Genomic DNA, 24,542 nt, shown 5'->3' on the forward strand with positions numbered 1-24,542 from the left:
GAAAGAAACTATAAGTGGGATATTCGTCTCTATTTCGGGACCGAACGATACAGAAGTCCGGAATACGCACACTCGAATCCGACTTCCGAGCGCGGTCTTCGCCGAGACCGACGACACCACGCCGTCAGACTCGTATTAACAACCGTTATCGATAGACAACCAAATTTTATATGCGGTGGAATGGTAAGATGTACCATGAAAATCGACGAGTTCGCCCTCGCGGCCACAACAAACGACCTCACACGGGAGACAGACGCCCGGGGAGTGGCAGACCTCATCGAATTTCGCATGGACAAGGCGGCGAACCCTATCGAGCAACTTTCTGCGTACGAGGGACCGACCCCGATAATCGCGACGAACCGAACCAGATGGTTCGGCGGGAAGGCGAGCGACGACGGCCGACTCGACAACCTCTTTGCCGCTTCTCGGTTCGATTCGGTGGCGTTCGTCGACATCGAGCTCGAAACGGCACGCGCGAAAGACTGGATACTGCAGGAGTTCCGCGAGAACGACGTTCGCCTCATCATCTCGCACCACGACTTCGAGGAGACCCCCAGTCAGGAGATACTCGACGCTATCATCGCCCAGTGCGCCCAGTACGGTGACGTAGCGAAAGTCGCCACGTTCCCGCAGGACCAGACGGACACGCTCACGCTACTGGAAGCGATCAACACGGCGACACAGGAGGGCATCGACGCCGCCGGCATCTCGATGGGGGAACTCGGAAGCCACACCCGCGTCGTCGGCCACCTCTACGGCTCGAAGCTCGGATACGCACCGCTGCAGGCGGACGAGGAGGAGTACGCGCCCGGGCAGATACCCTTGGAGAAGCTCGCGGCCTTGGTCGAGATGACGAAAAACGCCAGTGCCGACGAACACCTCATCAACACGCTCGAAGAAGCGGAAGTCGCGGTCCCCCAAGAGATTACCATCTCCGACTGAGTGCCCGCCGAATTCTCACCCTCCGGCTACAGTCGGCCGATGTCTGCCAGCACCGTGGTCGCCGTCTCCGTCCCGCCGGCACCGCGCCCGGAGACGTTGAGCCGGCCCGCTCCCTTCGTCTCCAGTTGGACGGCGTTGCGGGTCCCGGTCGGCGCGAGCGCGGCGTGTTCCGGGACGAGGCGGGGACCGACCCGAACCTGCTCGCCGTCGAACTCGACGATGAGTCGAATCGTCCGCCCGTCTTCCTGTGCCAACTCGAGCATGCTCCCCGGAAGGTCCTGAATCCCGTCGACCGAAGCGTCGGACAGCGCGTACTCGGTCTCCGGGTCCAACACGTTGGCGACGATGACGCCCTTGAGCGCGGCGTCGGTGCCGTCGACATCGAAGGCCGGGTCCGCCTCGGCGACCCCGAGGTCCTGTGCCTCCGCGAGGACGTGCTCGTAGTCCAGCCCCTCGGCGGCCATCCGGGAGAGGATGAAGTTGGCGGTCCCGTTCAGCACGCCCCGGATGCCGGTGATGCGGGAGCGCGAGAAGTCCTCGATGGTGGCGATGACCGGCAGGGCACCCCCGACCGTCGCACCGAACCGCACCGTCCCCTCGCTCTCAGATTCGAGGGCCGCGACCTCGTCGTACCGCTCGGCGACCGGGCCCTTGTTCGCCAGCACGACGTGGCGGTCGCGTTGCAGTGCGGTTCCGACGTGGGTAAAGCCCGGTTCCGCGTCGCCGAGCGTCGTCGGCGTGGCCTCGACGAGTACGTCGTACGGGCCTTCAAGCGCCGCCTCGGGGGCCTCGCTCCCGACGATGCCGTCGGTCCGCTTCGCGGCCAGCGCCGCTTCCGCGTCGATGCCGTCGCCGTCGACTCGGGCGCTTTGCGAGTCCGAGAACGCGGTCACGGTGTGCCCGAACTCGTCGGCGAGGTCGACGACGGCGGTCCCGACCGCGCCGGCACCGACGACGGCGACTCTCATACGGCCCCTCCCGTCGAGAGCGGTTCGACGAGACGGAGGTCCTTCTCGTCGGCGATGTCCCGAATCGACGCCAGCACCTGCTCGGTCGACCCCGACTCCGCGGCCAGTTGGAACCGGGCGCTGGAGATGTCCGACGCGCCTTGGGGGGCCGACAGCGAGATGTCGATGACGGTCGCGCTCTTGGTCTCCTGAATCTTCGAGAGGGTGTCCGACAGGTCCGTGTCGATGAGGTGGCCGGACAGAATCACGGTCAGCCCCTCGCTGTACCGCTCGGTTCCGGCCTGAATCACGTTGATGCCGGCGTCTCGGAGGCTGTCGACGATGGTCTCGAACCGGTCCGGCGTCGCCTCGATGTCGACCTCGACCGGGATGTGCCCCCGCGGGGTGACGTTGCCTCGTTCGTGGAAGATAGAGAGCAGGTTCCCGCCGTGTTCGGCTATCGGCTGGAGCGACCGGAGCAGTTCGCCCGGCTCGTCGACTAGTTCGAGTCGGAGCGTATACGCGCGGATATCCGTCTGTGAGTCGCTCATCGCACGACCACCGCCGGGGTGGGACTTGTCATTGGTGGGACTGTCGGACGGAGACTATTATGCCCTTCTATACTTGGGACGCCGCTGCGCTCCCCGTGCCTGCGGTGCTGTGGGGTCGTCGCCCGGTGGCTGAGACAACGCTGCCCTCGCCGAGTCCGCCGGCCTGTCGGTGGCCCACCGAGCGACGGAGCCGGCTGACCCCGGCGTGTACGTCCCGTCGCCGCCGGCGAACGCTGGACTGGCCGCGCGGCGCTCTCGCCGGTCGAGATTCGCACGCCCCTTTTATGCCAGCCGCTACCCAGACACTTAGCATGAACAACGCGGCACTCGGCCAACGCCGTGACTTCCGGACGCTGTTCGACGCCCTCGACGGCGTGGCGCTCTGGACGGTGACTGAGCCCGGAAAGTTCGAGTACGTCAGCGCGGGTTTCGAAGACATCTGGGGCATCCCGCCCGCCGAAGTCGAGGACGACGTCGACAGGCTCCTCGAGACCATCCACCCCGACGACCGGGGCACGGTTCGTAAAAACATCGAGGCGAAGCCCTCGACCCGGCGAACGTGACAGTAAATCCCGATACGAGTGTTTTGGGACTATCCCGCCGACGAAATTGTCTCGCCAAGAGTGAAGTGCGGCGGACCTCTTGTTGGGCAGTATTCGATGAACAGTACGCTTCTAACTGGTTCCCGACATTCACGCTTGGAGCAAGCCGCCTTCGAACGGGCGGACCAGATGGCTGGTGACCTGCTCGGCTCCGTCCTGTATATAACGCGGAACGACGCTCGCCGGAGTGCGGTCGAGGACGGCTGGGCCGCGTCGTACGACCCACTCCGGCTTCGCGCCGAGACGCTCGATGCGGTCGTTCGAGACTGGTACGAGCATCTCCACGGTCCGGTCCGCCCCCTCTCTGGACAGTTGAACCGTCGGCTCGCGGAGTACGCACTCGACAGAACGACCGCCGAAACAGGTGGTACTCTCGCCGGCGAACCGGCCTCGGCCGCCCTCGCGGATTCGTTTAGCAGCCGCTTCTCGCTCTTCGACGACGCCGGCGTCGGGACCGCCGACGCACTGGCGACGGAGTTCGACGGCTCACCTCTCGATGAGCGTATCGCGACAGCCACTGTCGACACGTACCGCCACTACCGGGACCTCCACACCGACCACGTCGACGAGTGGGTCCGTACCCGGGGAGAGATGTTCGACGCCGTCGCGACGGCGGAGCAGTCTCTCTCGGCCCTCTCCCCCGAGCTCGACGTCGTCGTCCTCTCGGGGTATCACGAGTTCCGTCCCGTCGAACGCCGCCTCGTCGAACGCCTCGTCGACGAACTCCCGGTGATTGCGCTCCTCCCGCTCCATCAGGACGGTCGGGGCGGAGCCGACGCCGTCGCGGAAGACGCGCTGTCGGTCTACGAAGCGCTCGACTTCGAGCGAGTGGAGATAGAGCCCGACGCCGAGTCGCGGGCATTCGGAACCATCACCGAGGCGCTCTACCGCCCGGACCCCGACACTGTCCCTGTTCCGGACGCGCTCCGGTGGCGGGAACTGCCGACGCCCGAGCGCGAGATTCGCTTCGTCGCTCGCGAACTCCGGTCCGAGTTGGCCGACGGCCGTGACCCCGACGACCTAGCCGTCGTCGTTCCGGGGACAGCGGCCTACTCGGGGTACGTCGCGGACGCGTTCGATACGTTCGACGTCCCGCACGTCACGACCGCCGCCTCACAACTCGACCAGACGGTCACCGGAGGCGTCGTACACGACCTCCTGAGCCTCGCCGAACCCGACCCGCGGGCCGAAGGCCTCACGTCGCTGCTTTCGAATCCGCTCGTCGACGTCGTCGACACCGACCGAGCCAACGCTGTCACGGCCGCTGCGCGCCGGTATGACACCGTCTCCGTGTCGCCCCTGCTCGATGACCTCGACGACGAGGCGGCGACGGTGATCGAGGACTTACTGGCGACGCTGGCGACGCTTCGAACGGGCGACGTCGAGGACGCGACCGAGACACTCCGCCGGCTGTTGGACGACCGCTTCGAGTTAGCGGCGGCGACGGAGGACTACGCCGGCGGCACCGAGCGAGCCGTCGAACAGCGGGCCTACGACCTCGTGGACGAGGTGCTCTCCTCGTTCGAGTCGCTGGCGACCGTCAGTAGCGACCTCTCCCCGTTGGCGCTGTTCACTCGTGCCTTCGATGGCGTGCCGATTCGGGTGCCCCAACGTGCCGCCGGCGGCCGCGTCGAGGTGATGGGGATGCTCGACGCCCGGATGCGCTCGTTCGAGAGGGTGTTTCTCGTGGGAGTGACGAGCGAGCACTTCCCGGTGACGCCGGAACGCCCGGCTTTCTTCGACGAGATGACCGACGCTCACCCGCGGTTCGACACCGGCGACGAGCGGCTCCGCGGCCGCTATCTCTTCGCGACGCTGCTGGCGAACGTCGACGAACTCACCATCACGACGCCCGAGACGGGCGACGACGAGTCCGCCGTCGTCCGGTCGCCGGTCCTCGACGAACTCCAGCGCGTGACCGGCATCGACCCCGAAGCCGGCGTCGACGACCGCGTCGGCTCCCGCGAAGACCTCCAGCGCCACGTCGCTGCAACGGCCGACCGGCGCGTGGCGGTCAGCCACGCCGGCGACCGGGGCGACTTCTCCCCCGAGCAGACCAAACGCACGGATAGGGGACTCCGCTGTGCGGCCAACAGGGGCACGGCTGGGCTCTCCGAACACGACGGCGTGTTGGACCCCGAGACCGTCGCGGAAGTCTACCCTCTGTCGGAGCGGGAACCCTACAGCGCGAGTCGAATCGAGCGGTACGTCGAGTGCGGGTTCAAGTTCTACGCCGACGAAGTACTCGGAATCGAGGACCCCGACGATGTCGAGGTCGCTCCCACCCCCCTCGAAACCGGCTCGTACGTCCACGACGTCCTCGAACGGTTCTTCACGGGGCTGCAGGACGACACGGAGGACAGTGTCGACCTCGCGGCGTTCGACCGGGACGAACTCGCGACACACCTTCGCGAGATTGCGGTCGCGGAGCTCCGGGACGCCGACTTCGAGTACGACGGCCCGTTCTACGAGCGGTGGAAGGCGAAGCTGTTCGCGGGCTTGGGCGACAAGCGCGTCCCGTACGAGGTCGGAAGCAAACCCCACGACGCACCGGAACGGGGGTTGTTCGCTACCTTCCTCGACAACGAACTCTCGCGGGATGGCGCTGGCCGCCCACATCTGTTCGAGGCTCCGTTCGGCGAGGGGCTTCCCGACTCGGATGCCGGTCCGTTCACCGTCGAACGCCCGGACGGCTCGCCCGTCTCGATTCGCGGATACATCGACCGCATCGACGTGAGCCCGGGCGACGAGCAACCGTCGCTTGCGCTGTACGACTACAAGACCGGGCGAGCGCCGTATATGACCAAGACCACCGGCGGCACGAAGTTCCAGCTCCCCATCTATCTGCTCGCCGCCGCCGACGTCGTCGACGGTGACCTGTTCGAGCAGGGGTCGCTCTCGGCGACGTACTATCAGGTGCGCCCGCCCAACGACCTCAGGGTGCCACGCGGCGTCGAGTCGAAGTTCGATTCGACGGGGGAACTCCGACGATTCCTGAACGACGTCGTCCCGGAGTGGCTGGGCCAGATCGACGAGGCGATTGCCAACGGACGGTTCCACACGACGCTCCTGTCCGCCCGCGGTGTGAACTGCCGGTACTGCGACTACCGGCGGGCGTGCGATGTCCGGCATCACCGCAAGCGGGAGTTCGTCGACGAGGTTCACGAGGACGACGCCGCGTACGTGCCCCTCCGCGTTCGCGACGACGAGGACATCGAGGCGGTGATGGGCGATGACTGAGACGAGCGCGGAGATTCAGCTCACTGAGGAACAGGAGGACGCGCTCGTCCGGGGCCGGAACGTTGCCATCACTGCCGGTGCCGGGACGGGGAAGACGACGACGCTCACCGAGCGGTACGTGAGGATACTGGCCGAGAACCCGTCGCTCACACCGGAGAACGTCGTCACGATAACCTTCACGCGAAAAGCCGCCGCCGAACTGACCGAGCGCGTCCGAGAGGAGGTGTACGACCGGATCGAGACCGTCGACTCCCCGGAGGCCTACAACCGCTGGCGAACCGTCCTCGACGACTTGGAGGACGGCTACGTCCACACCATTCACGCCTTCTGTACCCGGCTCTTGCGCGAACGGGCCGTCGAGGCTCCGGTCCCGCTCGGGTTCGACGTGCTCGACGAAGACGGCGCGGCGACACTCCAACGCGAGGTCGTGACCGAGTTCCTCGAACGAAATCGGGACGGCGACGACGTGGCGCTCCTCGCCCAGCTCTGGCGTCGCGACCAGTTGGTCGATGTCCTCGCTGGCCTCCTCGACGAACGCCCGCAGAGCGAGGCCGTCCTCGACGAGTGGCGTGACGCGGAGGTCGACGACTACGTCGACGTCTGCTGGGAGGTCGTCTGTGACCTCGACGCGGCCGACGCCCGACAGACGCTGTATGCGGGCGGGCTCCTCGAACGGCTACGCACGGTGGCGGACCGCGTCGACCGCGAGGGCGCTATCGCCGACGAGGACGGTCTTCGGGCCTACCGGACCTTCTCCGAGGTCGCGGCGACACTCTCGGACGACCCCGACGAAAGCGACCCCCGCGACTGTCAGCGGGCAATCCTCGAGCTCTACGAGGCCTGTGAGAAGAAGAACGGCGGTCTGTACAGCAGCTCGGGATACGTTGTCGGTGACCGGGACGATTGGGATGAGTACGGTGACGTCTACAACGAGCTGAAGGACGCCATCGACGCGGTCATCGCGGCCGTCGAACCCCACGCGGATGCAGTCGAGACGACGCCCGGTGAACTGGAAGCGAATAGCGCTCACTACGCGCTGGCTCTGATGCGGGTCTTCGACGACGTCCTCGACGCCTACACCGACGAGAAAGAGCGCCGCGACACGCTCGATTTCCCCGACGTTATCGAGACGACCCTCGAGTTCCTGCGAGCCAACGACGCGGTCACGGAACGGCTACGAGAGCAGTTTGCGGCCGTGATGGTCGACGAGTTTCAGGACACGGACCCGCGCCAGTGGGAGTTGGTCAAGCTCCTCACGGGCGTCGACGAGCGGACGGCGTCGAACGTCTTCCTGGTCGGCGACGAGAAACAGAGCATCTACGGGTTCCGCGGGGCCGACGTGACGACGTTCGGGGAGGCACGCGCGGAACTTCAGGCCGTCAACGAAGCCCGTGGGGTCGATACTGTCCCCGACAGCGAGGCCGACAGTCCGACGGCGCTGGAACTCTCCGGGAACTTCCGGACGTTGGACGAGCCGTTATCGTTCCTGAACGAGCTCTTCGAGTACCTGTTCCAGCCGGAGGGTGACAGCCACGAACCCTACGAAGCGCCACCGCAGGAGTTGACCACGCAACGTGACCGTGTCGAGGACATCGAGGGACTGACCGGGAGTGTCGAGTATCTCCCCGTGCCCGACGACGCCGATACGGCAGCGGCGCTCTTCGGCGACGACCATCCGGTCGCCGGGGGCGCGCTCGACCACACCATCGAGGCCGAGGCACGGGCGCTCGCCGCTCGACTCACCCACCTGTTCGACGAGCCGCCGACAGTCCAAGACCCCGACACGGGAACTCACCGTGAGGCCACGCCCGACGACACGGCGCTCCTCCTCCGCCGGCGAACCCATCTGGACCGGTATCAGCGCGCCCTCGAGGAGTACGACATCCCCTACACTGTCGTCGGTGGCGTCGGGTTCTACGATACCCCCGAGGTTCAGGCGCTCACGAACCTGCTTCGGGTACTCGGTGACCCGGCGGACGACGTCTCACTCTACGGTGTCCTCCGGTCGCCGTTGTTCGGGTTCGCTGACGACCGTCTCGCGCCGGAAGTTGCGGAGGCCGGTTCGGTGTGGGATGCGCTCGCCGAGACGGACGACCCACAGCTCGCGGACGCGTTCGACCTGCTCACGACGTGGCGGACCCTCAGCGGCTGTGCAACGCCGTCCGAAGACGGCGTCCTCCCGTGGCACCGCCTGTTGTCCCGGGTGATCGACGACACCGGGTATCTGGCGAGCGTGAGCGCCGACGAACGCGGTCGACAGGCCGTCGCAAACGTCGAGAAGTTCCGCGACCACGTGCGCACGTGGAGCGAGAACGGTGTTCACACCGCTGCCGGGTTGCTCCACCGTATCGACCGGCAGGCCGAAATCGACCCCCGGGAGGGGGAGGCAGATATTCCGGGCGACGCCGAGGGCGTGCGGATACTGACGATCCACTCCGCGAAGGGACTCGAGTTCCCAATCGTCACCGTCCCCGACCTCGGAAGCGACCTCAACTTCGGTCGCTCCGTCGACGACCACGGGCACGTTCGTCTCGCGGACGGCACTGCTGACGCGCCGCCGGTGCCGGCGGTCGGCGGGCCGAACCCGGGCGATGCGTTCGCTATCGAGCGGACGGCCGTCCACGAGTACGCCGACCGTCAGTCGCGTCCACGGGAGCGAGCGGAGTCGAAACGTCTCCTCTACGTCGCGTGTACGCGGGCTCGGGACCACCTCCTCCTCTGTGGCACGCACGACATCGCCGTCGACGAGTCCGGCACAATCGAACTCGGTGAGGCGGAAGCATTCGACGACGCGGGTCGGTGGCGAGACTGGCTTCAGCCGGCGCTGCTCGACGATGATATCGTCACGGCGGCGTTTCGAGACGGGCAGGCCGCTGGCGAGATCGACGGGGCTAGCTACACCGTTCGTATGCCGCCGCGCCCGGTGAGCCGTGACACTGATACCGACACCGTGGATTCTGTCCCCGGGATTTCGGTTCCCTCGCCGCCGCCGCTGGCGTCGTCGACACGGGTCGCGGCGACGACGCTCGTGAACGCGGTCGCGGATGCGTCTACGGACGGCCACAGCTACTCCCAGCGTGAGGAGGCAGCCGGGCTGAGCCCCACGACGTTCGGGACCGTTGTCCACCGAATCACCGAACTCCGCCCGCCGAGAGACGAGTGGCCGGCCGTGATCCGCCGTCTGAGTCGGATGGCCGGCGAGGAGCCGACGGACGCAGACCGCCGCGATGCTGTCGACCATGCCGCTGACGCGGTCGCATTTGTCGACCGAGTCGAGTCCGATGCCCAACTCGAAGCGGTTTATGACGAGTACGCTGTCGTCGCTCGAATCGATGACTCGCGGATTGTCGGTGACATCGACCGGTTGCTCGTCACTCCAGACGCCTACCACATCATCGACTACAAGACCAACGACCTCTCGTCGACGACGGCGAGTGCGCTCGCGGACCACTATCGGCCGCAGATGCTCGCGTACGCTCTCGCGCTCCTGCAACACGACGAGAACCGGGCTGTGCGGGCCTCGCTTCGGTTTACTGACGAGGGGGTAGCGGAGCGGTTCAGTTGGGCGTCGGCTCAGGTGGCGGAGATGGAAGCCGAACTACGGTCGATGATCGACCTGCTCGAGTAGTCACATGCCAGTAGCTCGAAGAGGCGCTCAGCATACATCCACTCTAAATAACTGCCCGGTGCTCCGGCAGTGATTCGAGTCCGGTAGCCTCGTCGAATAGCAGTACCCGACGACGCGAATGCACTCGGGACCGCTTGCGTAAGCTCTCCGGGCAGTTCGATGAATGCGCCACTTCGGTTGGTGAAGCTCATCGCTGTGCCTGTTTCCTCTCTCGATACCTGACACCGAGGTCGGTATTCTCTGCGCGTCACACGACTATAGTAACAATTGAAACGATTTACACACCGACCGCACTGCCGTCGTGCGGTCGAGTGTGTATTGATTTTCAATGGCTACTATAGGTGGTGATCGGTGAACCCTGTGACGATGTCAAGAATGACTCCGCAGAGAGAGTGAATAGATTATGAATCCGATACCGGCTATCTTGAGTACATTGCTTATTAATGGCGAATAAAACGTGTACACGATAAGATCCACTCTGAAGGAGAATCCAATAGACGCTACTACGAGCGATACCAGTGGTGAGATGACCGTAACGAGTCCGAGACCGATAGCGAGGAATAGCATCTGTCGCCGTTCGTTTCTCCGATACCCTTGGTACGCCTGATAGACTAGAAATAGCCCCATCGCAGTAGCGAGTAACACGATTAGGAGAAGAACGAGATAGTACGAGGGAATCAAGGCGGGTCTAACTTGGGACGGTTGCATTAGAGTTCTTCCCACATGTTGGTGAAGCGATCCGCCATCTTTTCCTCTGGCTGTTCTTCGATGTCGATTTTGAGTTCATTGTCCTCCAGTTCGATTGTGAGTCGCTTGAGTCGTGCCTTGTAGACACTGTGGTGGTGGCCTTCGTCTGCGAGTTGGGTTTGTTCTTCTAGCAGTCCGCAGTCGACGAGGCGCTCGGTGCGCCGGTATATCGTCGGCAACGACGCATCACACTCCCGACTGAGTTCCTTCGCGGACTTCGCAGTCGCGTTCGTCGCTGTGAGGATAGCACGAGCGTATCTGTCGTCAAGGAGGGCGTAAATCTCGCTTGACCGTGTCTCCTCACTCACACGTAGCAATTCTTGCAAGCATGCTTTGTATGATTGCTGATTTTCCGACTCTGAAAACGTATTCACCCTATTTACACAGACTCACTAACCCTCTTCACAGCCCTTGTCGGCCCCAATCTGGTCTCGGTCTCGGTCACGAATCGTCCGGACGAATCCGGGCACAAGGCTTGACAACAACGGCTTTTTCTGACGTGGAAAATCTGGATTTGCGTTTAATTACCCATTCGTCGTCTGTACTCCCGTGATACGCGAATCACTTCGGCACATCTCTCAGTCAACGTCAGCGGCTATTACAACTATCCCGTTGTTACTGGATAGCCTTTTCACAGCCATCGAAGCTGCACGGGAGATACGTAATGGAGCGTAGCGGTATCGCGAGCATCCTCTTGACTGCGGTCGTGCTGTCGGCGGCGGCCGGAACTGCCGCCGCCGCCGTGTCGGGCAGCCCTGAGATAGAAGTCGCACTCGCGGACAACACCGTCTCGCCCGGTGAGGAGACGTCACTGGACGTCGTACTTTCGAACAGGGGCGACCTCGACACCGGGTCGAGTACGAACCCGAGTCTGAACACCGAGGTAACTACCGCTCGCGGTCTGGCGGTCGATGTCGACGCCGGCGATGCCCCGCTGTCGGTAACGACCTCACGGCAGCTTACCGGTGACCTAGCCACGGGCTCGCCCCGAACCGTGTCGTTCGACGTCAGCGTCGACGACGACGCCGAATCCGGCACCTATCGCGTCCCCGTCGATCTGGAGTACGACTACTACAATCTCATCTCCGAATCTGGAGGGGCCCGCAACGAGGGAAGCGTCTCCCTGACCGAGTACGTCACCGTCCGTGTGAGCGACGACGCTACCTTCGACGTGGTGGGTGTCAACTCCAGCGCGCGCGTCGGTTCGACCGGCGGCGTCGAACTCACCGTCCAGAACACCGGTTCGAGCGCCGCGACCGACGCCGCAATCACGCTGACGAGCCAAAACGGCGAGTTCACCGTCGGCGGCGATGAGCAGAGCTCTCGCTTCGTCGATGCGTGGGCGGCCGGCGAGAACCGCACCTTCCAGTACCGCGTCGGCGCGAGCAGCGACGCCGAGCCCGAACCGTACAACTTCGGACTCTCCGTCGCCTTCGACGACAGCGGGGGCGTCCGCGAGGAGTCCGTCGGAAGCACGGTCGGTATCGCTCCCGCTCCCGAGCAGTCGTTCACGGTCGTCGATACCTCCAGCGCGGTGGCTGTCGGCAATACCGGCCCGTACGAACTGACGCTTCGCAACGACGGCCCGGTCACCGTCGACGACGCGACGGTGACGGTCACCGCACAGAGCAGCGACATCACCTTCGGCGAAGCCAGCTCCACCTCGCAGTTCGTCGGTGAGTGGCGTTCCGGCGAGGTTCGAACCGTGACCGTCGACGCGACGGCGGGTTCGAACGCCGAGGTCCGCTCGTACGCGCTGTCGGCGTCGGTCCAGTACGACGACCCCGAGGGCGACGCGGGCACCGACGACACGCTCTCGCTGGGCATAGAGACCACACCGAAACAGGAGTTCTCGCTGTCGGACGTTTCCGGAACCCTGCAGGCAGGCGCGGACGGCACGCTCGAAGCCACGCTGGTCAACGACGGCCCCCGAGGCGTCGAGAACGCCGTGGTCAACTGGGAGAGCGACCACTCCAGCCTCTCCCCGCAGGGAACGCAGTACGCCGTCGGCAGCCTCGAACCCGGTGAGTCGACGACGGTGAGTTTCGGCGTCGACGCCTCCGCCAGCGCCCGCGAGGGACCACGCCAGTTCGACTTCACCGTCGGCTACGCGGACGACAACGGTGACCAGCAGACGAGCGACACGCTGTCGGTCCAGTCCGCCGTCGCCAAAAGCGAGGACGAGTTCGACCTCGCGGTCGCAGACCGGACGATTACCGTGGGGAACGCACGGGTCGTCACGGTCGAAGTGACGAACAACCTCGACGAGACGGTCACCGATATCGAGGCGCGGTTGTTTGCCGACGACCCACTCAGTACTAGTGGACCGGACACCAGCTACATCGAATCCCTAGAGCCCGGTGAGTCCACGACGCTGGCGTTCGAGGTGGCGTCGTCGTCCTCAGCAACGGCGGGAAGCACGTATCCGATTTCCTTCGACTTCCGGTATACGGATACCGACGGCAACACCCACCTGTCGGATACGTTCAGGAAACCGCTTGATGCGACCGCCCAGAGCGGTGGCGGGCCACCTCTCGGACTCATCCTAGGCATCGGTGTGATTGTCGTCGGTAGCGTCGCAGTCGTCTACTGGAGGCGCGACTGATGTCACTGGCGGACAGGGTCGAAACGGCGACAGAACGTCTCAACACGACAATCGTGGACCGCCCGCGAGCGGTTATCGTCGTATTTCTGCTCCTTACTGCGGTCTTCGTCGGCGGTCTGGGGTCCGTACAGGTGAGCGCCGGCGGACTCGACGCGTTCACGGACGGACTACCGGAACAGGAAGCCGAAGACGAAGTCACCCAGAGGTTCGAGGGCCCCTTTCAGACGGACACTCAGGACACGACACAACTCATCCGGACGGACGGCAACGTTCTGACCAAAGAGGCACTCGTCCGTGACGCACGCCTTCTCGAACGCGTTGCGGAGCGCGATGACCTCCGGATGGAATCGGCTAGTGGTCCGGCTCCGATAATTGCACAGCAGCTGAATCCGTCAGCGTCGACGCCGGAGGACTACCGGCGAACGCTCGAACGTGCGACCCCGTCCGAAATCAGACAGGCCGTTCGAGAACTCGAAGAGAGGTCGCGACTGACCGGGTCGGTCTCGAACGATTTCAATCCCACTAGCGTCTCGGCGTCCGCATCCATCACGACGGTCTCGCACGACTTCCCCGCGAGCTTAGACGATGTGACCGCTGTCCAGACGGACATCCAATCGGTCGCTGACGATATGCCCGGCGACGTTCGTGCGTTCGGGTCGGGGACTACCGAAGCAGAGATACGGCAGTCTATGTCGGATTCGCTTCTGATCGTGATGCCAGTGGTGATACTACTGCTACTGTTCTTCTTGGTGGTCGCATACCGTGACCCTATCGACGTACTGCTTGGACTGGTCGCGCTCGTGATGACGATTATCTGGACGTTCGGATTCCTCGGATACGCGGGGATTCCGTTCAGCCAACAGATGATATCAGTTCCGGTGTTACTGCTCGCCGTCGGCGTCGACTTCGGTATCCACATCATCAATCGCTATCGAGAAGAGACAGAGCGCGGGTTCACAGCGGTCGAAGCGATGCGAGAAGCGAACAACCAGCTCATCGTCGCGTTCGTCATCGTGACCGTGACTGCGGTGTTCGGATTCGGTGCGAACGTCATCTCCACCCTCGCACCGATTCGGAACCTAGGCATCGCTTCAGCAGTCGGTATTCTCTTCACGTTCCTCATCTTCGGGCTGTTCTTACCCGCAGCCAAGTTGGTGAGCGACGACGTACGTACGCGTCTCGGCGTTCCGGAATTCAACTCCGCCCCGATTGCATCGGAGGACTCAGTCCTCGGACGAGTATTAGCGTTTCCCGCACAGGTGAGCCAGTACGCCCCAACGGTGATCGTCTTGGGGCTACTCCTGTCCGGTGGCGTCATGGGCGCGTACGGGTCGGGTGTCGGCACCTCGTTCGAGAACGAGGATTTCCTTCCGCCCGAGGAGATTCCAGCCTACCTCTCGGAGTTGCCCGAACCGCTCAGTCCCGGTACGTATACCGTCACGTCGACGATCAACTTGCTCGACGACAGATTCGGGAGCAGTCAGGGGAGTACCGTGAAGGTATACGTCCGCGGGAATCTCGAACAGGATCACGCGCTGGAAGCCCTCGCCGCTCCGAACGACAATCCGCCAGCGGCTCTTGCAGTTGGCCCCGGCGGACAAGCAGAAGCACGAAGTATCGTGACCGTCATCAAATCTCACGCGAACGAAAACGAAGAGTTCGCCGCCTTGGTCGCCCGGAACGACCAGAACGACGACGGAATCCCCGACCAGAATCTCGACCGAATTTACGACGAACTGTTCTCGTCCGCGGCGAGTGACCGGGCCGAACGATACATGACCGAAGATTATCGATCCGCGCAGATAGAATATCGGACTGACTCCGATGCCTCACAGACAGAAGTGACGGCTGGCGGGGCTGAACTAGCGGACAGACTCCGGTTCGAAGCGACAGCTACGGGGAGTGTCGTCGTCCTTGCAGCGGTGATGGATCGTATCTTCCAGTCCGCGATTCAGGGACTCGTCATGGCAGTCGGATTGACTGCCGCATTCCTCGTGATAATCTACGGTGTCTTGGAACGGAAGCCACTGCTCGGTGTGGTCAACATCTTCCCGATACTGGTAGCGATCGCGTTCTTGCTCGGGACGATGCGATACCTGAACATCACGCTGAACGCACTGACAGCGACGATTCTCTCCATCTCGGTCGGGGTCGGAATCGCTTATTCGGTACACACCACTCATCGGTTCATCGACGAATACGATGCGACGACGGGTGCCCACGAAGCGATGATGGTAACGCTGACGGGGACCGGCGGCGCTTTGTTCGGAAGCATGCTGACGACCGCGCTGGGGACCGGCGCGCTCGCGCTGGCCATTACTCCGATTCTCGGCAACTTCGGGGTCCTGATCGGCTTGAGTGTCACCTATTCGTTCCTCGCGGCGGTGATCGCACTCCCACCCGCAGTGTTGCTCTGGGAACGGATACATCAGAGTGATCTCGATCTGATAGCGCGTCTCCATCCGGTCCGACAATAGGATGTGCCCCGCAGCCGCGGCCCTTTCGACGGCCCAGTCGCGCTCTGCTTTCTACAGCGACGTGCGAGCGGTCTATTCGTGGCTCTCTCGAAGGCCATCTCGCATTCAACCCGTTGGAGGGAGTCAGGACTCGCGCCACTTGTGGCCGCACTCGACGCAGGTGAACAGCCGAACCTCGTAGGAGCCGCCCGGCTTCGGCAGCATCTCGTAGTAGGCCCGGTCGCTATCGCAGTCGTCTGCTGGACATGGCTCCTGCATCGTCTCGGCGGTGTTCTGGGTCGCATCGGCGACGGCGGGTGCCCCGTCGTCGTGCTGTCTATCTTCGACCGCCATCCCCGCTTCCACTTGCGAGTCCCGCGACGCCTCGTTCTCACAGGAGCGACACAGCCACGTGTCGCCCGCCGTGTGCATCATCGAACCGCACTCGTCACAGAATTTCATATAAAGTAAAACGACACGCCTATCCGATATATGTGTTAACTTCCGCCCCGTCGCGGATTTCGGGTACCGCTCGTGGCGACTGAAACGTGGCCGACGACAGCGCTACTCTCTCGTATCGTCGAAGAGCGCACTCAGTGCCTCGTCTCTCTCCGTCTCGCTGTAGGGGTAGATACCTACTTTGTCGTCCGTGTACTGCGAGACGAGTTCGCCCCAGACCGTCACCTGCTTCCACTCCGGTTCCGGTGCGATGAAATCCACGAACTCCGAGCCGTACTCCCTGACGAGCGCCTCGTATTCCCGGCGCAGTTCCTCGAGCCCGCGATTCCTCAGTTCACGCTCGGGGATGTCTTCCTGCGAGAACCCGTATCCCATCTGGTAGACGACCTCCGTCCCCTCGACTTCCGCCATCTCCCCCGCGAGATACACGTTCAGCTCTGACTGCTCTATCGTGGCTTTCCCCTCCAGTCCAGTGAGCAACCGAAGCGGGCCCGGCATACTGGCGCTTGCCAGAACGTGTTCGCGACACGGGTCTTAGTTGTGGTGGTCGTACGTGATATCGTCCGTCCCTGCGCGTTTCGAACTGCCGGAATTCGGGAGCGAAGCGACGATTACCCACACGTACCGGAGCGCGACGGGCAGGGCCTGTCGAAGCGGCGACGCGAGATACCGGGGAAGACCTCAGTCGTCGCCGCTACCCTCAGGTGAGGGCGTCTGTACGGGCTCCGAATCACGGGCGTCCGTGAGGAGCGCCACGAGGTCCGCTTCCGTCACTGGCTGTGCCGTCGCCCCCAGCCCCGCATCGCGAGCCACCCGGACAGCACTCGGCGGATGGAGGTTCGCCTTCGCCAACAGTACCTCGTCGTAGAACACCTCTCGTGGGGTCCCGCTCCCGACGACGTTGCCGTCGGCCATCACGCAGACGCGGTCTGCAACCTCCGCGGCAAATTCGAGGTCGTGGGTCGACAGGACGACGCTGATACCGTCCTCGTGAATCCGCTCGATTCGCTCGGCGACCAGTTGGGACCGCTCGGGGTCGAGCCCCGCGAGGGGTTCGTCCAGCACGATCACGCTCGGTTCGAGGACGAGTACGCCGGCGAGGCCGACGAGGCGTTTCTCGCCACCGCTCAGATAGTGTGGAATCCGGTCTTCGAGGTGGCTCGCGTCGACGGTGGCGAGCGCCGCACGGGCACGCTCTCTCGCTTCGTCACCGGGGACGCCGTCGTTCTGGAGGCCGAACATCACGTCGTCGAGGACCGTGGGGGCGACGAGTTGCGTATCGGCGTCCTGAAAGACGAAGCCGACCTCCTTCCGCGCGTGTGCCCTGTCGTCTTCGGTAATCGGCGTGCCGTCGACGACCAGTTCCCCGTCGTCGGGGACGAGCGTCGCGTTCAGGTGTTCGAGGAGCGTCGACTTCCCGGCACCGTTGCCGCCGACGAGTGCGACGACTTCGTCGGGGGACACCGAGAAGTCGATGTCGTGCATACCGACCGTCCCGTCGGGGTAGGTGTGGGCCTCACACTGGAGGTCGACCAGCGGTGCGTCGTCTCGACTCACAGTCTCACCCCGTAGACCGCGACTGCTGCGTAGCCGACGACAGCGGCGTACGACCCGACCACGACGAATAGTTCGTGAATCGGTGGCCGCGAGACGTCGCCGTACAGCGTGATGTCGCCGTTGTAGCCACGGGACTCCATCGACTTGACGAGCCGTTCGGACTGCTCGATCGCCGACAGCATCGTCGTGCCGAGGATTCTGGCGTACAGTCGTCTGTTCGACCAGAACTCGGAGAAGTTCGCACCGCGGGAGAGCGCGGCTTTCACGAGGTCCTCGAGCGTTTCGATCATCACGAACGTGAACCGGTAGGTGAGCAACGCGATCTGGTCGATGGGCCGCGGGAGCAACCGTCCGAGCACGTACGCGACATCGGTGTATCTGGTCGTCATCGACGCCGTCAGGGCAAACGTGACGACAGTGAGCGACCGACAACTGAGCTCCCCGAAGAGCACGAGCCCTGCCCACGTGACAGAAAGTTCACCGAGCGGCGTCGAGAGCGCGCCACCCATCGGCGTTCCCGGTTCGAGAAACGCCAGCGGCCCGGCGACCGAGACGATGAACAGCATCGGGAGCGTGTACCAGCCAGCCAACCGGCGATACGGCAGTCCCGCCAGTCCGTAGACCGCGAGGACGGTCCCGTACAGGCCAGCCAGCAGCGTGAGCCGGTCGAACACCGTGACCGAGAGGACGAGTACACCGACGGTACCGGCTTTCGTCCACGGATTGACGCGGTGCAGCGGCCCGTCTCGTCGTTCTGCGAACGCGGTGATGAGCCGCGGGTCCGGGACGTGGTTCGAGAGTGTCGTCACGGTTACCGGGCCGGGCGTTCGCCGTCTTCGAAGCCACCGTAGCGGTCGACGTAGACGTACAGCCCGATACCGAGGACGACCAGTACGAGGACGAGTCCGCCGAATTCGAGCAGCAACCCGCCCTTTCGGATGGGGCCGGCGACGACGATACCGCGGCCGAAGTCGACGAGCGAACCGCCGCCCTCCTGCACACCGCGCTGGAGGGCTTTCGCTGAGCGTTTGGCCCACGGCAGTGCGCCGCCGGTTGCGGTGAAGCCCCAGTAGCCGGCTGCGAGGAAGGCTGCGAACAGTCCGAAAAGGCCGCCGTACTGCTTCCAGCGCTGCATCAGGCCGTCACCCCGGTCGGCTCCTCCTGGGTGTCACGGTCGGCGAGGCCGACGAGGTCGGGGCGGACGGAGGCGAGGAACTGGACGATGAAGCCCGTCAGGATACCCTCGATGACTGCGACGCCGAGGTTGAGCCCGACGAGACCGGCGACGGCAATCGTCAGGTCACCGCGCGGCAGCGCGCTCCCGTTCACACCGCTGATGACGATGATCGCCCCCATCAGGAAGGCCCCGGCCGAGAGGCCGAGCGTCGCCGCGCTGGCGCTGGCGGGGAAGACGTCCCAGTCCATCCCCATCAGGGTCTTGAACGCGTAGTAGGCGACGATGGCTTCGCTCGCGTTGACGAGCGTGTTCGCTCCGAGCAGGCCGACTGCACCGTGGCCGAGCGCCGCCGAGAAGATGTTCACGACCAGCGCGATGAGCGCCCCGAGCAGCGGCCCGGCGAGAATCCCCACGAGACCGGTGAGATTCATGTGGATACCGCCCCAGACCGGGATGTTCAGTTGGAAGACCGCGAAACTCGCCGCCGCGCCGATGCCCGCGAGCGCGATTTGATGCGTCTCGATACCGCCTCTCCGGACTCGGTAGACCACGGCGCTGATGAGTCCGGTGCCCAGTAGCGTCCAGAGTGCCAGTGCCCACAGCGGGAACGACCCTTCTCCGAGATGAATGTGTGCCATGTGTGGTTTGTTAATTCTGAGGCTAGATATAATAAGTTTGCTGTACTAGAATGACTTAGATAACAATCATAATTGAGAGTGGCGACCCATCTTGGCATCGGCGGTCGACACTCCTGTCCGCGAAAGCGGTCTCGCGCTTACTGTCCGCCGATGGGTGTGTTCACCACATCGACGGGGACGGCCGTGTACTCGACCGAGACCGATTCGTCTGCTCCGCGAACAGTCCCGATGAACCGCAAGGTGTCGCCGTCTGTGGCTTCGATGACGAACGCCTCGACACAGCCCGCGTTATCTTCGCGGCAGTTGTGAGAGTTCGTACTGTCATCGAGGTGCTAACGATAGGCATATATTAAAAATAACTACGACGATAATATGCATGGCGGGCTAGTACAGGTGTGTTAGCATTTTTAACACAAGAGTCTGCTACGAGTTAGTGCCACCCGGACTCCCGAGTTCCCCCCTAATCCGCGCGACGTGGTCCACGAAGGCACGCGAAGTCCGTTCACGCGGGCGCTCTATGTCGACCGGGAACGTCGACTGCACGGTTCCCGGGTCTGCGTCCATGACGACCACGCGATCGGCGAGCGTCACTGCCTCGTCGATGTCGTGCGTGACGAAGACGACGGTCTGTCCGGTCTGTGTCCAAATGTCGAGCAGTTCGGCGTGAAGGCGGTCGCGCGTCCGAGCGTCGACACTGCCGAACGGCTCGTCCATCAACAGTATCTCCGGGCCGACGGCGAGCGCACGGGCAATCCCGACGCGCTGTTTCATGCCGCCGGACAGCTCTTTCGGGTACGCGTCTTCGAAGCCGTCGAGACCGACGAGGTCGATCAACTCCCGGACCCGTGCCTCGCAGTCAGGACAGTCACACGCAGGCCGGTCGAGGCCGAACCGAATGTTTCCGCGGACCGTTCGCCACGGGAACAGTGCGTACTCCTGAAAGACCATCCCTCTGTCCAGACCGGGACCAGTAACCGGGTCGCCACCGACCAGTATCGACCCGCCCTCCGGGTCGTCGAGCCCGGCGATTGCCCGCAGCAGCGTCGTCTTCCCACACCCCGACGGACCGACGATACAGCAGAACTCACCCTCTGCAATCGAGAACGAGACGTCTGCGAGCGCTCGGGTCGACTCGTAGGACCTGCTGACGTTCTGGACGGTAATCTTCTCGCGCGCCTCTCGACCGGTGGCCGAGTCCGAACTCAGCGCCACGCGAGTACCCTCCGTTCGAGCAGTCGGAACCCGACGTCCATACAGAGGAACGCGAGGCTGATTAGGAACATGTAGGCGACGCTGGTCGCCATCGCGAGGTTGTTCGAGGCGTTGATTATCTCGTACCCCACCCCGGGCGCGCCGAACAACTCGGCACCGACGACGATCATCCAACACCGGCCGATGCTCGTTCGGAACCCCGTCAACACCTGCGGAGCGGCGCTCGGGAGTGCGACGAGTTTCAGCATCGAGAGGTCCCGTTCCACGCCGAGTGTCGACGCCGCATCGGTCAGGTCGCTGGAGACGCCTTCGACCCCACCGTAGCCACCGTAGAAGTTGATCCAGAACGCGCCGACGAAGACGATGAACGCCGCGCCGGTGTGGTGGATGCCGAACCAGACGATAGCGAAGACGACCCACGCCAGCGGCGGGATGGGCCGGAGGACCCGGACGAGTGGCCGCAGCCAGTCGGCCAGCGCCCCGTTCCATCCCATCGCAAGGCCGAGACTGATTCCACAACCCGCACCGACGAGGAGACCGGGAACGTAGTGAAATAGCGTCTGTGCGAGATGTGCGAGCCCCGTCGGCAACATCAGAGTCGCGCCAACGGCGGGGACGACGACCGTAGTCGAGGTCGCGAATAGGTCGACGAACGCCCGCGCCGAGTCGAGCGGTCCCGGCACCAGATACGACGGCTGGGTCGTCACTGCTCCGGCCCACCAGACGAGTAAGAACACGAGGAGGCCCCCGAGACCGCGCAGATACCGCTGTAGGTCCCCCTCGAAACTGTCGGCGACCACCGTGCCGGCGCTGGTATCGGTACGCGTACTCATTCTTGGACGGCGTCGTAGGGTTCGAACGTGAACAGGTTCTCGGTCGCGACCGGTTCCTCGGTGTTGCCCACGTTCGCGACGAACTCGCCCATCGTCGCGGCCTGGTCGGTCACCGCGTGCGGGTCCGAGAAGAAATCCGACGCCCGTGAGTCCATGGCCGCCGTCGCGAGGTCCTCGCTCACGCCGGAGCCGATCACAGAGGCAGCGTGGGCGGCAGCGGTATCCGGTGAGTCGTCCGTGAATTCGGTCGCCGCCACGTGCTGTTCGACCAGCGACTGGGCGACTTCGCCGTCGTCGAGGACTCGCTGGTTCGCGAACAGCACCGTTACCGGGTGGTTCTCCAGTATACTCCCCGACCAGACGAGTTCTTCGAAGCCGTCGTCCCGGCCGATGATTGTCGCGAACGGCTCCTGTACGATCGTCGCGTCGATATCACCCAATTGGACCGTCTGGACCGCCTTCGCTGGCGGGACTTTCGACTTGTCGATGACGGACTCCATCTCACCGAGGTCGAGGGCTTCCTGTATCCAGTACCGGAGGAGGATGTCGGGGACGCTTCCGTCCGGTGGGGCACCGAATCGGACCTTCCGACCGTGTTCTTCCTCGAACCGGCCGAACGTAGCCGCCCCCTCCCGGTCGTAGCGGTCAGCGAGGTCGGTCGTCCCCATGACCTTGAAGCCGTTTCTCGAATTCGCCGCGAGGACGCCGGCGTCGGTGCCTTTGTCGACGAGGACCATCGCAGGAGTGATTCCGAAGAGTGCGGCGTCGACGTCGCCGCTGGCAAACGCCTTGACGACGCTGGGGCCAGAGCTGAACCGCTCTATCGTGACATCCGCCGAGACGGCCTCGTAGTAGCCCTCGCGTTCCATCACGTAGTGGTGCATGTTCGGGTAAATCGGGACGTACGCGACCGTGACGGAATCGAGCGACCCTCCTCTCCGACCGAGACAGCCTGTAACTCCCGCCACAGCAGCGGTGGTCGTGCCCGCCCTCTGGAGCAGCTTTCGGCGTGAGATGTGGACCATCGGTGTTAATAACTATAGGTACAATTCTAATAACTTCTGTGGTTTAGAAGAGAGTATTTAATACTCCTGCGGTTCGGGTTCATCGACGTTGCTAGACCCGTCGAGAAGAACGAGACGGAGTTAGTTCCAATCGGCGAGCGGGCCAAGGTAGCCGACGGTCGGGGTGGACTACTTGCCCCGCCCACGGTTGACGCCGAGTATCCGTCGCAGACGGCTCCCCCGTGTGGAGCCGTCTCTGACCCAGCGCAAGAGGCGCGCCCAGTCCGCAAACAGGAGCAATAACACTATCTGGTCGAAGAAGAACGGTCCCATCACGACCGCGACGAGTACGTGCATCCCGAGCAGACCGACGACGAACGGGGTGATGTCTCGCCCCGCGAGAATCCAGAGCAGGAATCCGGTTTCCAGTAGTAACGTGCCGACAGCGGCCAACTGAACCACCCGGGGGTACTGAAGGAGCAGACGACTCGCTTCGGGACCGACCCCGAAGTAGGACTGGGCCCAGAGGATGTACTGACCGAGACTCCGAGCGGTCGCCCACTCCCAAGCCGGTCCGTAGACGACCTTCGTGGCCCCCGACCCGAAGTAGAGAACGCCGACAGTGAGCAGCCCCCACTTCAGTATCGAGTCGGTCGCCCTCGGCGCGGTACCGTCACACGTCTGCGAGGACGCGTTCGAGTCGGCCGGGTCGGCGGACCCACCGGCTCGAACGCCGTCGAACGATATCGGGTCCGTCGACCGGTAGACCGCGAAGAACACGAGGAAGTAACTGAGTGTGAAAAGCGCCTGCGACCCGCCCGAGGGGTCGAGCGTGAACCGCGCCGCACCCAGATGGGCGACGAGGACCGCGGTTGCCGGGGTCAGATAGCGGTGTGAGACCCCGAGTGCGAACAGGCACAGTCCGACGAGGGCGAGGTACTTCTCGAAGACGAGGTAGGGCTGAATCCACTCGGGAACGACCAACAGGTAGTAGTCGTTCGCGTACACCGGCCACTGCTGGATGGACGCCCAGTCGTAGGAGGCGAGCTTCCAGATTCCCAGCGCCGAGAGGATGACCCTCGCCACTGCAACGTTTATCGCTGCCCCGTCCGAGTCACCGGAGTAGTAGTTCAGGAACGCGTTACGAAGCGGTCCCATTGCGAACGAACTCACCCCCGCCGGTCAGAGTTGCGACGCGTGTCCGGTCGCGCTCTTCGATACCGAGTCCCGACTCCTCGTACCGGAGTTCGACGGTGTAGACCCGCAACCCGACGAAGTCGTCGTACCGTGCGAGCGTCTCGCTGTCCCAACGAAACCCCAGAGCGTGTGGCGGAAAGTCCACACGGGCACCCGCTCCTCGACCGGTTCGGACGTGCCGGCGATAGCGTCTCGCACGGTCGAGCAGGTACTCTGCAGCCGATTCCGCTCTGGTGTCATCGTACCCGGTGGCGATTCCCGTTCCGAATCTGGTAATCGTCCCCGCCGGTGGGGCGGCGTCCCCGTCGTACCGCAGTTCGTCCCCGTCCGCGTCGACCACGTATACTTCGTAGTACGTCGTCGGATTCGAACTCGCCTCCGTGTACTTATGCAGGTGAGTGAACGGGAGGAGCGGGGGAAACGGAAGGAGGTTGATAGTGAGGAGGCCGACGAAAAAGAGCGCGACGAACGACTTTCGGACCCGCGGGTCGTCGGAGCGCCCGACGGCGGCTATCACCCCGAGTCCAGACGCGACGAACGCTAACGCGACGCAGATAGAGAAGTAGTACGAGAGGTCGACCATCACGCCCCGATTATTTAGGGAAACCTAAAAATAATTGTGTTTTCGACGCGTCTCGGACACTCTCGGGCGGGTCACGAGAGACGAGCGCGGCCGACGAAACGGGAAGCCACGTGCCGCGGGCGGGGTCGACCCCACAGATTTTCCCGAGCGGGCGATAACGTAGA

General features: G+C 63.8%; 21 protein-coding genes and 1 pseudogene. 6 read left to right on the forward strand and 16 right to left on the reverse strand.

Going from position 1 to position 24,542, the window contains the following annotated elements; all coding sequences use genetic code 11:
* Positions 1-264 precede the first annotated feature (264 nt).
* A complete protein-coding gene (locus tag ACV7JO_RS16685) occupies positions 265-942 on the forward strand; it encodes a type I 3-dehydroquinate dehydratase (protein WP_470356240.1) in 678 nt (225 codons plus the stop codon).
* A gap of 26 nt (positions 943-968) precedes the next feature.
* On the opposite strand, the gene ACV7JO_RS16690 is transcribed toward ACV7JO_RS16685, so the two are convergent.
* Positions 969-1,910 (reverse strand): homoserine dehydrogenase, encoded by a 942-nt coding sequence (locus ACV7JO_RS16690; protein WP_470356227.1) that lies wholly within the window; start codon positions 1,908-1,910, stop codon positions 969-971.
* A complete protein-coding gene (locus tag ACV7JO_RS16695; protein ID WP_470356228.1) occupies positions 1,907-2,440 on the reverse strand; it encodes an amino acid-binding protein in 534 nt (177 codons plus the stop codon). The genes ACV7JO_RS16690 and ACV7JO_RS16695 overlap by 4 nt, the downstream gene beginning before the upstream one ends.
* A 311-nt stretch (positions 2,441-2,751) precedes the next feature.
* On the opposite strand from ACV7JO_RS16695, the gene ACV7JO_RS16700 reads away from it, so the two are divergent.
* From ACV7JO_RS16700 to ACV7JO_RS16710, 3 genes are all read left to right on the forward strand, one after another.
* The gene (locus ACV7JO_RS16700) at positions 2,752-3,003 is read left to right on the forward strand and encodes a PAS domain-containing protein (protein WP_470356229.1); all 252 of its coding nucleotides are present in this window, start codon (positions 2,752-2,754) and stop codon (positions 3,001-3,003) included.
* A 96-nt stretch (positions 3,004-3,099) separates the two neighbouring features.
* Positions 3,100-6,282 carry a PD-(D/E)XK nuclease family protein gene (locus ACV7JO_RS16705; protein ID WP_470356230.1) on the forward strand — a complete coding sequence of 1,061 codons (3,183 nt, stop codon included), beginning with the start codon at positions 3,100-3,102 and terminating at the stop codon, positions 6,280-6,282.
* Entirely contained in the window at positions 6,275-9,910 is a 3,636-nt protein-coding gene (locus ACV7JO_RS16710; RefSeq protein WP_470355799.1) for a UvrD-helicase domain-containing protein, read from the forward strand. The genes ACV7JO_RS16705 and ACV7JO_RS16710 overlap by 8 nt, the downstream gene beginning before the upstream one ends.
* A 369-nt stretch (positions 9,911-10,279) precedes the next feature.
* On the opposite strand, the gene ACV7JO_RS16715 is transcribed toward ACV7JO_RS16710, so the two are convergent.
* Together ACV7JO_RS16715 and ACV7JO_RS16720 are read right to left on the reverse strand one after the other, a co-directional pair.
* Positions 10,280-10,618 (reverse strand): DUF7521 family protein, encoded by a 339-nt coding sequence (locus ACV7JO_RS16715; RefSeq protein ID WP_470355800.1) that lies wholly within the window; start codon positions 10,616-10,618, stop codon positions 10,280-10,282.
* The gene (locus ACV7JO_RS16720; RefSeq protein ID WP_470355801.1) at positions 10,618-10,965 is read right to left on the reverse strand and encodes a helix-turn-helix domain-containing protein; all 348 of its coding nucleotides are present in this window, start codon (positions 10,963-10,965) and stop codon (positions 10,618-10,620) included. The genes ACV7JO_RS16715 and ACV7JO_RS16720 overlap by 1 nt, the downstream gene beginning before the upstream one ends.
* Positions 10,966-11,321: 356 nt before the next feature.
* Between ACV7JO_RS16720 and ACV7JO_RS16725 the strand changes: the two genes are divergently transcribed.
* Together ACV7JO_RS16725 and ACV7JO_RS16730 are read left to right on the forward strand one after the other, a co-directional pair.
* Entirely contained in the window at positions 11,322-13,262 is a 1,941-nt protein-coding gene (locus tag ACV7JO_RS16725; RefSeq protein ID WP_470355802.1) for a COG1361 S-layer family protein, read from the forward strand.
* Positions 13,262-15,739, forward strand: a complete 2,478-nt coding sequence (locus ACV7JO_RS16730) for an efflux RND transporter permease subunit (protein WP_470355803.1) — start codon at positions 13,262-13,264, stop codon at positions 15,737-15,739. The genes ACV7JO_RS16725 and ACV7JO_RS16730 overlap by 1 nt, the downstream gene beginning before the upstream one ends.
* A 123-nt stretch (positions 15,740-15,862) precedes the next feature.
* Here ACV7JO_RS16730 and ACV7JO_RS16735 read toward each other — a convergent pair whose 3' ends face one another.
* From ACV7JO_RS16735 to ACV7JO_RS16790, 12 genes and pseudogenes are all read right to left on the reverse strand, one after another.
* The gene (locus tag ACV7JO_RS16735; RefSeq protein ID WP_470355804.1) at positions 15,863-16,180 is read right to left on the reverse strand and encodes an RPA12/RPB9/RPC11 RNA polymerase family protein; all 318 of its coding nucleotides are present in this window, start codon (positions 16,178-16,180) and stop codon (positions 15,863-15,865) included.
* 102 nt (positions 16,181-16,282) lie between these two features.
* Entirely contained in the window at positions 16,283-16,675 is a 393-nt protein-coding gene (locus ACV7JO_RS16740) for a hypothetical protein (protein ID WP_470355805.1), read from the reverse strand.
* A gap of 183 nt (positions 16,676-16,858) precedes the next feature.
* Positions 16,859-17,662, reverse strand: a complete 804-nt coding sequence (locus ACV7JO_RS16745) for an energy-coupling factor ABC transporter ATP-binding protein (protein ID WP_470356241.1) — start codon at positions 17,660-17,662, stop codon at positions 16,859-16,861.
* Between the two features lie 68 nt (positions 17,663-17,730).
* Entirely contained in the window at positions 17,731-18,543 is an 813-nt protein-coding gene (locus ACV7JO_RS16750; RefSeq protein WP_470355806.1) for an energy-coupling factor transporter transmembrane component T family protein, read from the reverse strand.
* Between the two features lie 2 nt (positions 18,544-18,545).
* Entirely contained in the window at positions 18,546-18,869 is a 324-nt protein-coding gene (locus tag ACV7JO_RS16755) for a cobalamin transport operon protein (protein WP_470355807.1), read from the reverse strand.
* Complete coding sequence (locus ACV7JO_RS16760) at positions 18,869-19,549, reverse strand: energy-coupling factor ABC transporter permease (protein ID WP_470355808.1); 681 nt, start codon at positions 19,547-19,549, stop codon at positions 18,869-18,871. The genes ACV7JO_RS16755 and ACV7JO_RS16760 overlap by 1 nt, the downstream gene beginning before the upstream one ends.
* 137 nt (positions 19,550-19,686) lie before the next feature.
* Positions 19,687-19,866, reverse strand: a pseudogene (locus tag ACV7JO_RS16765) (nickel-responsive transcriptional regulator NikR); the annotation flags it as partial.
* A 106-nt stretch (positions 19,867-19,972) separates the two neighbouring features.
* Positions 19,973-20,761 carry an ABC transporter ATP-binding protein gene (locus ACV7JO_RS16770; RefSeq protein WP_470355809.1) on the reverse strand — a complete coding sequence of 263 codons (789 nt, stop codon included), beginning with the start codon at positions 20,759-20,761 and terminating at the stop codon, positions 19,973-19,975.
* Entirely contained in the window at positions 20,752-21,594 is an 843-nt protein-coding gene (locus ACV7JO_RS16775; RefSeq protein WP_470355810.1) for an ABC transporter permease, read from the reverse strand. Before ACV7JO_RS16775 ends, ACV7JO_RS16770 begins: the two co-directional genes overlap by 10 nt.
* On the reverse strand, positions 21,591-22,619 hold the full coding sequence (locus tag ACV7JO_RS16780) for an ABC transporter substrate-binding protein (RefSeq protein ID WP_470355811.1): 1,029 nt from the start codon (positions 22,617-22,619) through the stop codon (positions 21,591-21,593). The genes ACV7JO_RS16775 and ACV7JO_RS16780 overlap by 4 nt, the downstream gene beginning before the upstream one ends.
* Before the next feature lie 168 nt (positions 22,620-22,787).
* The gene (locus ACV7JO_RS16785) at positions 22,788-23,756 is read right to left on the reverse strand and encodes a hypothetical protein (RefSeq protein WP_470355812.1); all 969 of its coding nucleotides are present in this window, start codon (positions 23,754-23,756) and stop codon (positions 22,788-22,790) included.
* Entirely contained in the window at positions 23,740-24,378 is a 639-nt protein-coding gene (locus ACV7JO_RS16790; RefSeq protein ID WP_470355813.1) for a hypothetical protein, read from the reverse strand. The genes ACV7JO_RS16785 and ACV7JO_RS16790 overlap by 17 nt, the downstream gene beginning before the upstream one ends.
* Positions 24,379-24,542: the final 164 nt, after the last annotated feature.

The sequence above is a fragment of the Haloarcula sp. MBLA0138 genome, assembly GCF_055632455.1.

Coding starts and splice junctions, on each gene's coding strand:
- ACV7JO_RS16745 (WP_470356241.1), bottom strand. CDS start 17,662: ATGCACGACATCGACTTCTCGGTGTCCCCCGACGAAGTCGTCGCACTC.
- ACV7JO_RS16715 (WP_470355800.1), bottom strand. CDS start 10,618: ATGCAACCGTCCCAAGTTAGACCCGCCTTGATTCCCTCGTACTATCTC.
- ACV7JO_RS16780 (WP_470355811.1), bottom strand. CDS start 22,619: ATGGTCCACATCTCACGCCGAAAGCTGCTCCAGAGGGCGGGCACGACC.
- ACV7JO_RS16785 (WP_470355812.1), bottom strand. CDS start 23,756: ATGGGACCGCTTCGTAACGCGTTCCTGAACTACTACTCCGGTGACTCG.
- ACV7JO_RS16695 (WP_470356228.1), bottom strand. CDS start 2,440: ATGAGCGACTCACAGACGGATATCCGCGCGTATACGCTCCGACTCGAA.
- ACV7JO_RS16735 (WP_470355804.1), bottom strand. CDS start 16,180: ATGAAATTCTGTGACGAGTGCGGTTCGATGATGCACACGGCGGGCGAC.
- ACV7JO_RS16700 (WP_470356229.1), top strand. CDS start 2,752: ATGAACAACGCGGCACTCGGCCAACGCCGTGACTTCCGGACGCTGTTC.
- ACV7JO_RS16775 (WP_470355810.1), bottom strand. CDS start 21,594: ATGAGTACGCGTACCGATACCAGCGCCGGCACGGTGGTCGCCGACAGT.
- ACV7JO_RS16725 (WP_470355802.1), top strand. CDS start 11,322: ATGGAGCGTAGCGGTATCGCGAGCATCCTCTTGACTGCGGTCGTGCTG.
- ACV7JO_RS16730 (WP_470355803.1), top strand. CDS start 13,262: ATGTCACTGGCGGACAGGGTCGAAACGGCGACAGAACGTCTCAACACG.
- ACV7JO_RS16755 (WP_470355807.1), bottom strand. CDS start 18,869: ATGCAGCGCTGGAAGCAGTACGGCGGCCTTTTCGGACTGTTCGCAGCC.
- ACV7JO_RS16740 (WP_470355805.1), bottom strand. CDS start 16,675: ATGCCGGGCCCGCTTCGGTTGCTCACTGGACTGGAGGGGAAAGCCACG.
- ACV7JO_RS16790 (WP_470355813.1), bottom strand. CDS start 24,378: ATGGTCGACCTCTCGTACTACTTCTCTATCTGCGTCGCGTTAGCGTTC.
- ACV7JO_RS16710 (WP_470355799.1), top strand. CDS start 6,275: ATGACTGAGACGAGCGCGGAGATTCAGCTCACTGAGGAACAGGAGGAC.
- ACV7JO_RS16760 (WP_470355808.1), bottom strand. CDS start 19,549: ATGGCACACATTCATCTCGGAGAAGGGTCGTTCCCGCTGTGGGCACTG.
- ACV7JO_RS16690 (WP_470356227.1), bottom strand. CDS start 1,910: ATGAGAGTCGCCGTCGTCGGTGCCGGCGCGGTCGGGACCGCCGTCGTC.
- ACV7JO_RS16705 (WP_470356230.1), top strand. CDS start 3,100: ATGAACAGTACGCTTCTAACTGGTTCCCGACATTCACGCTTGGAGCAA.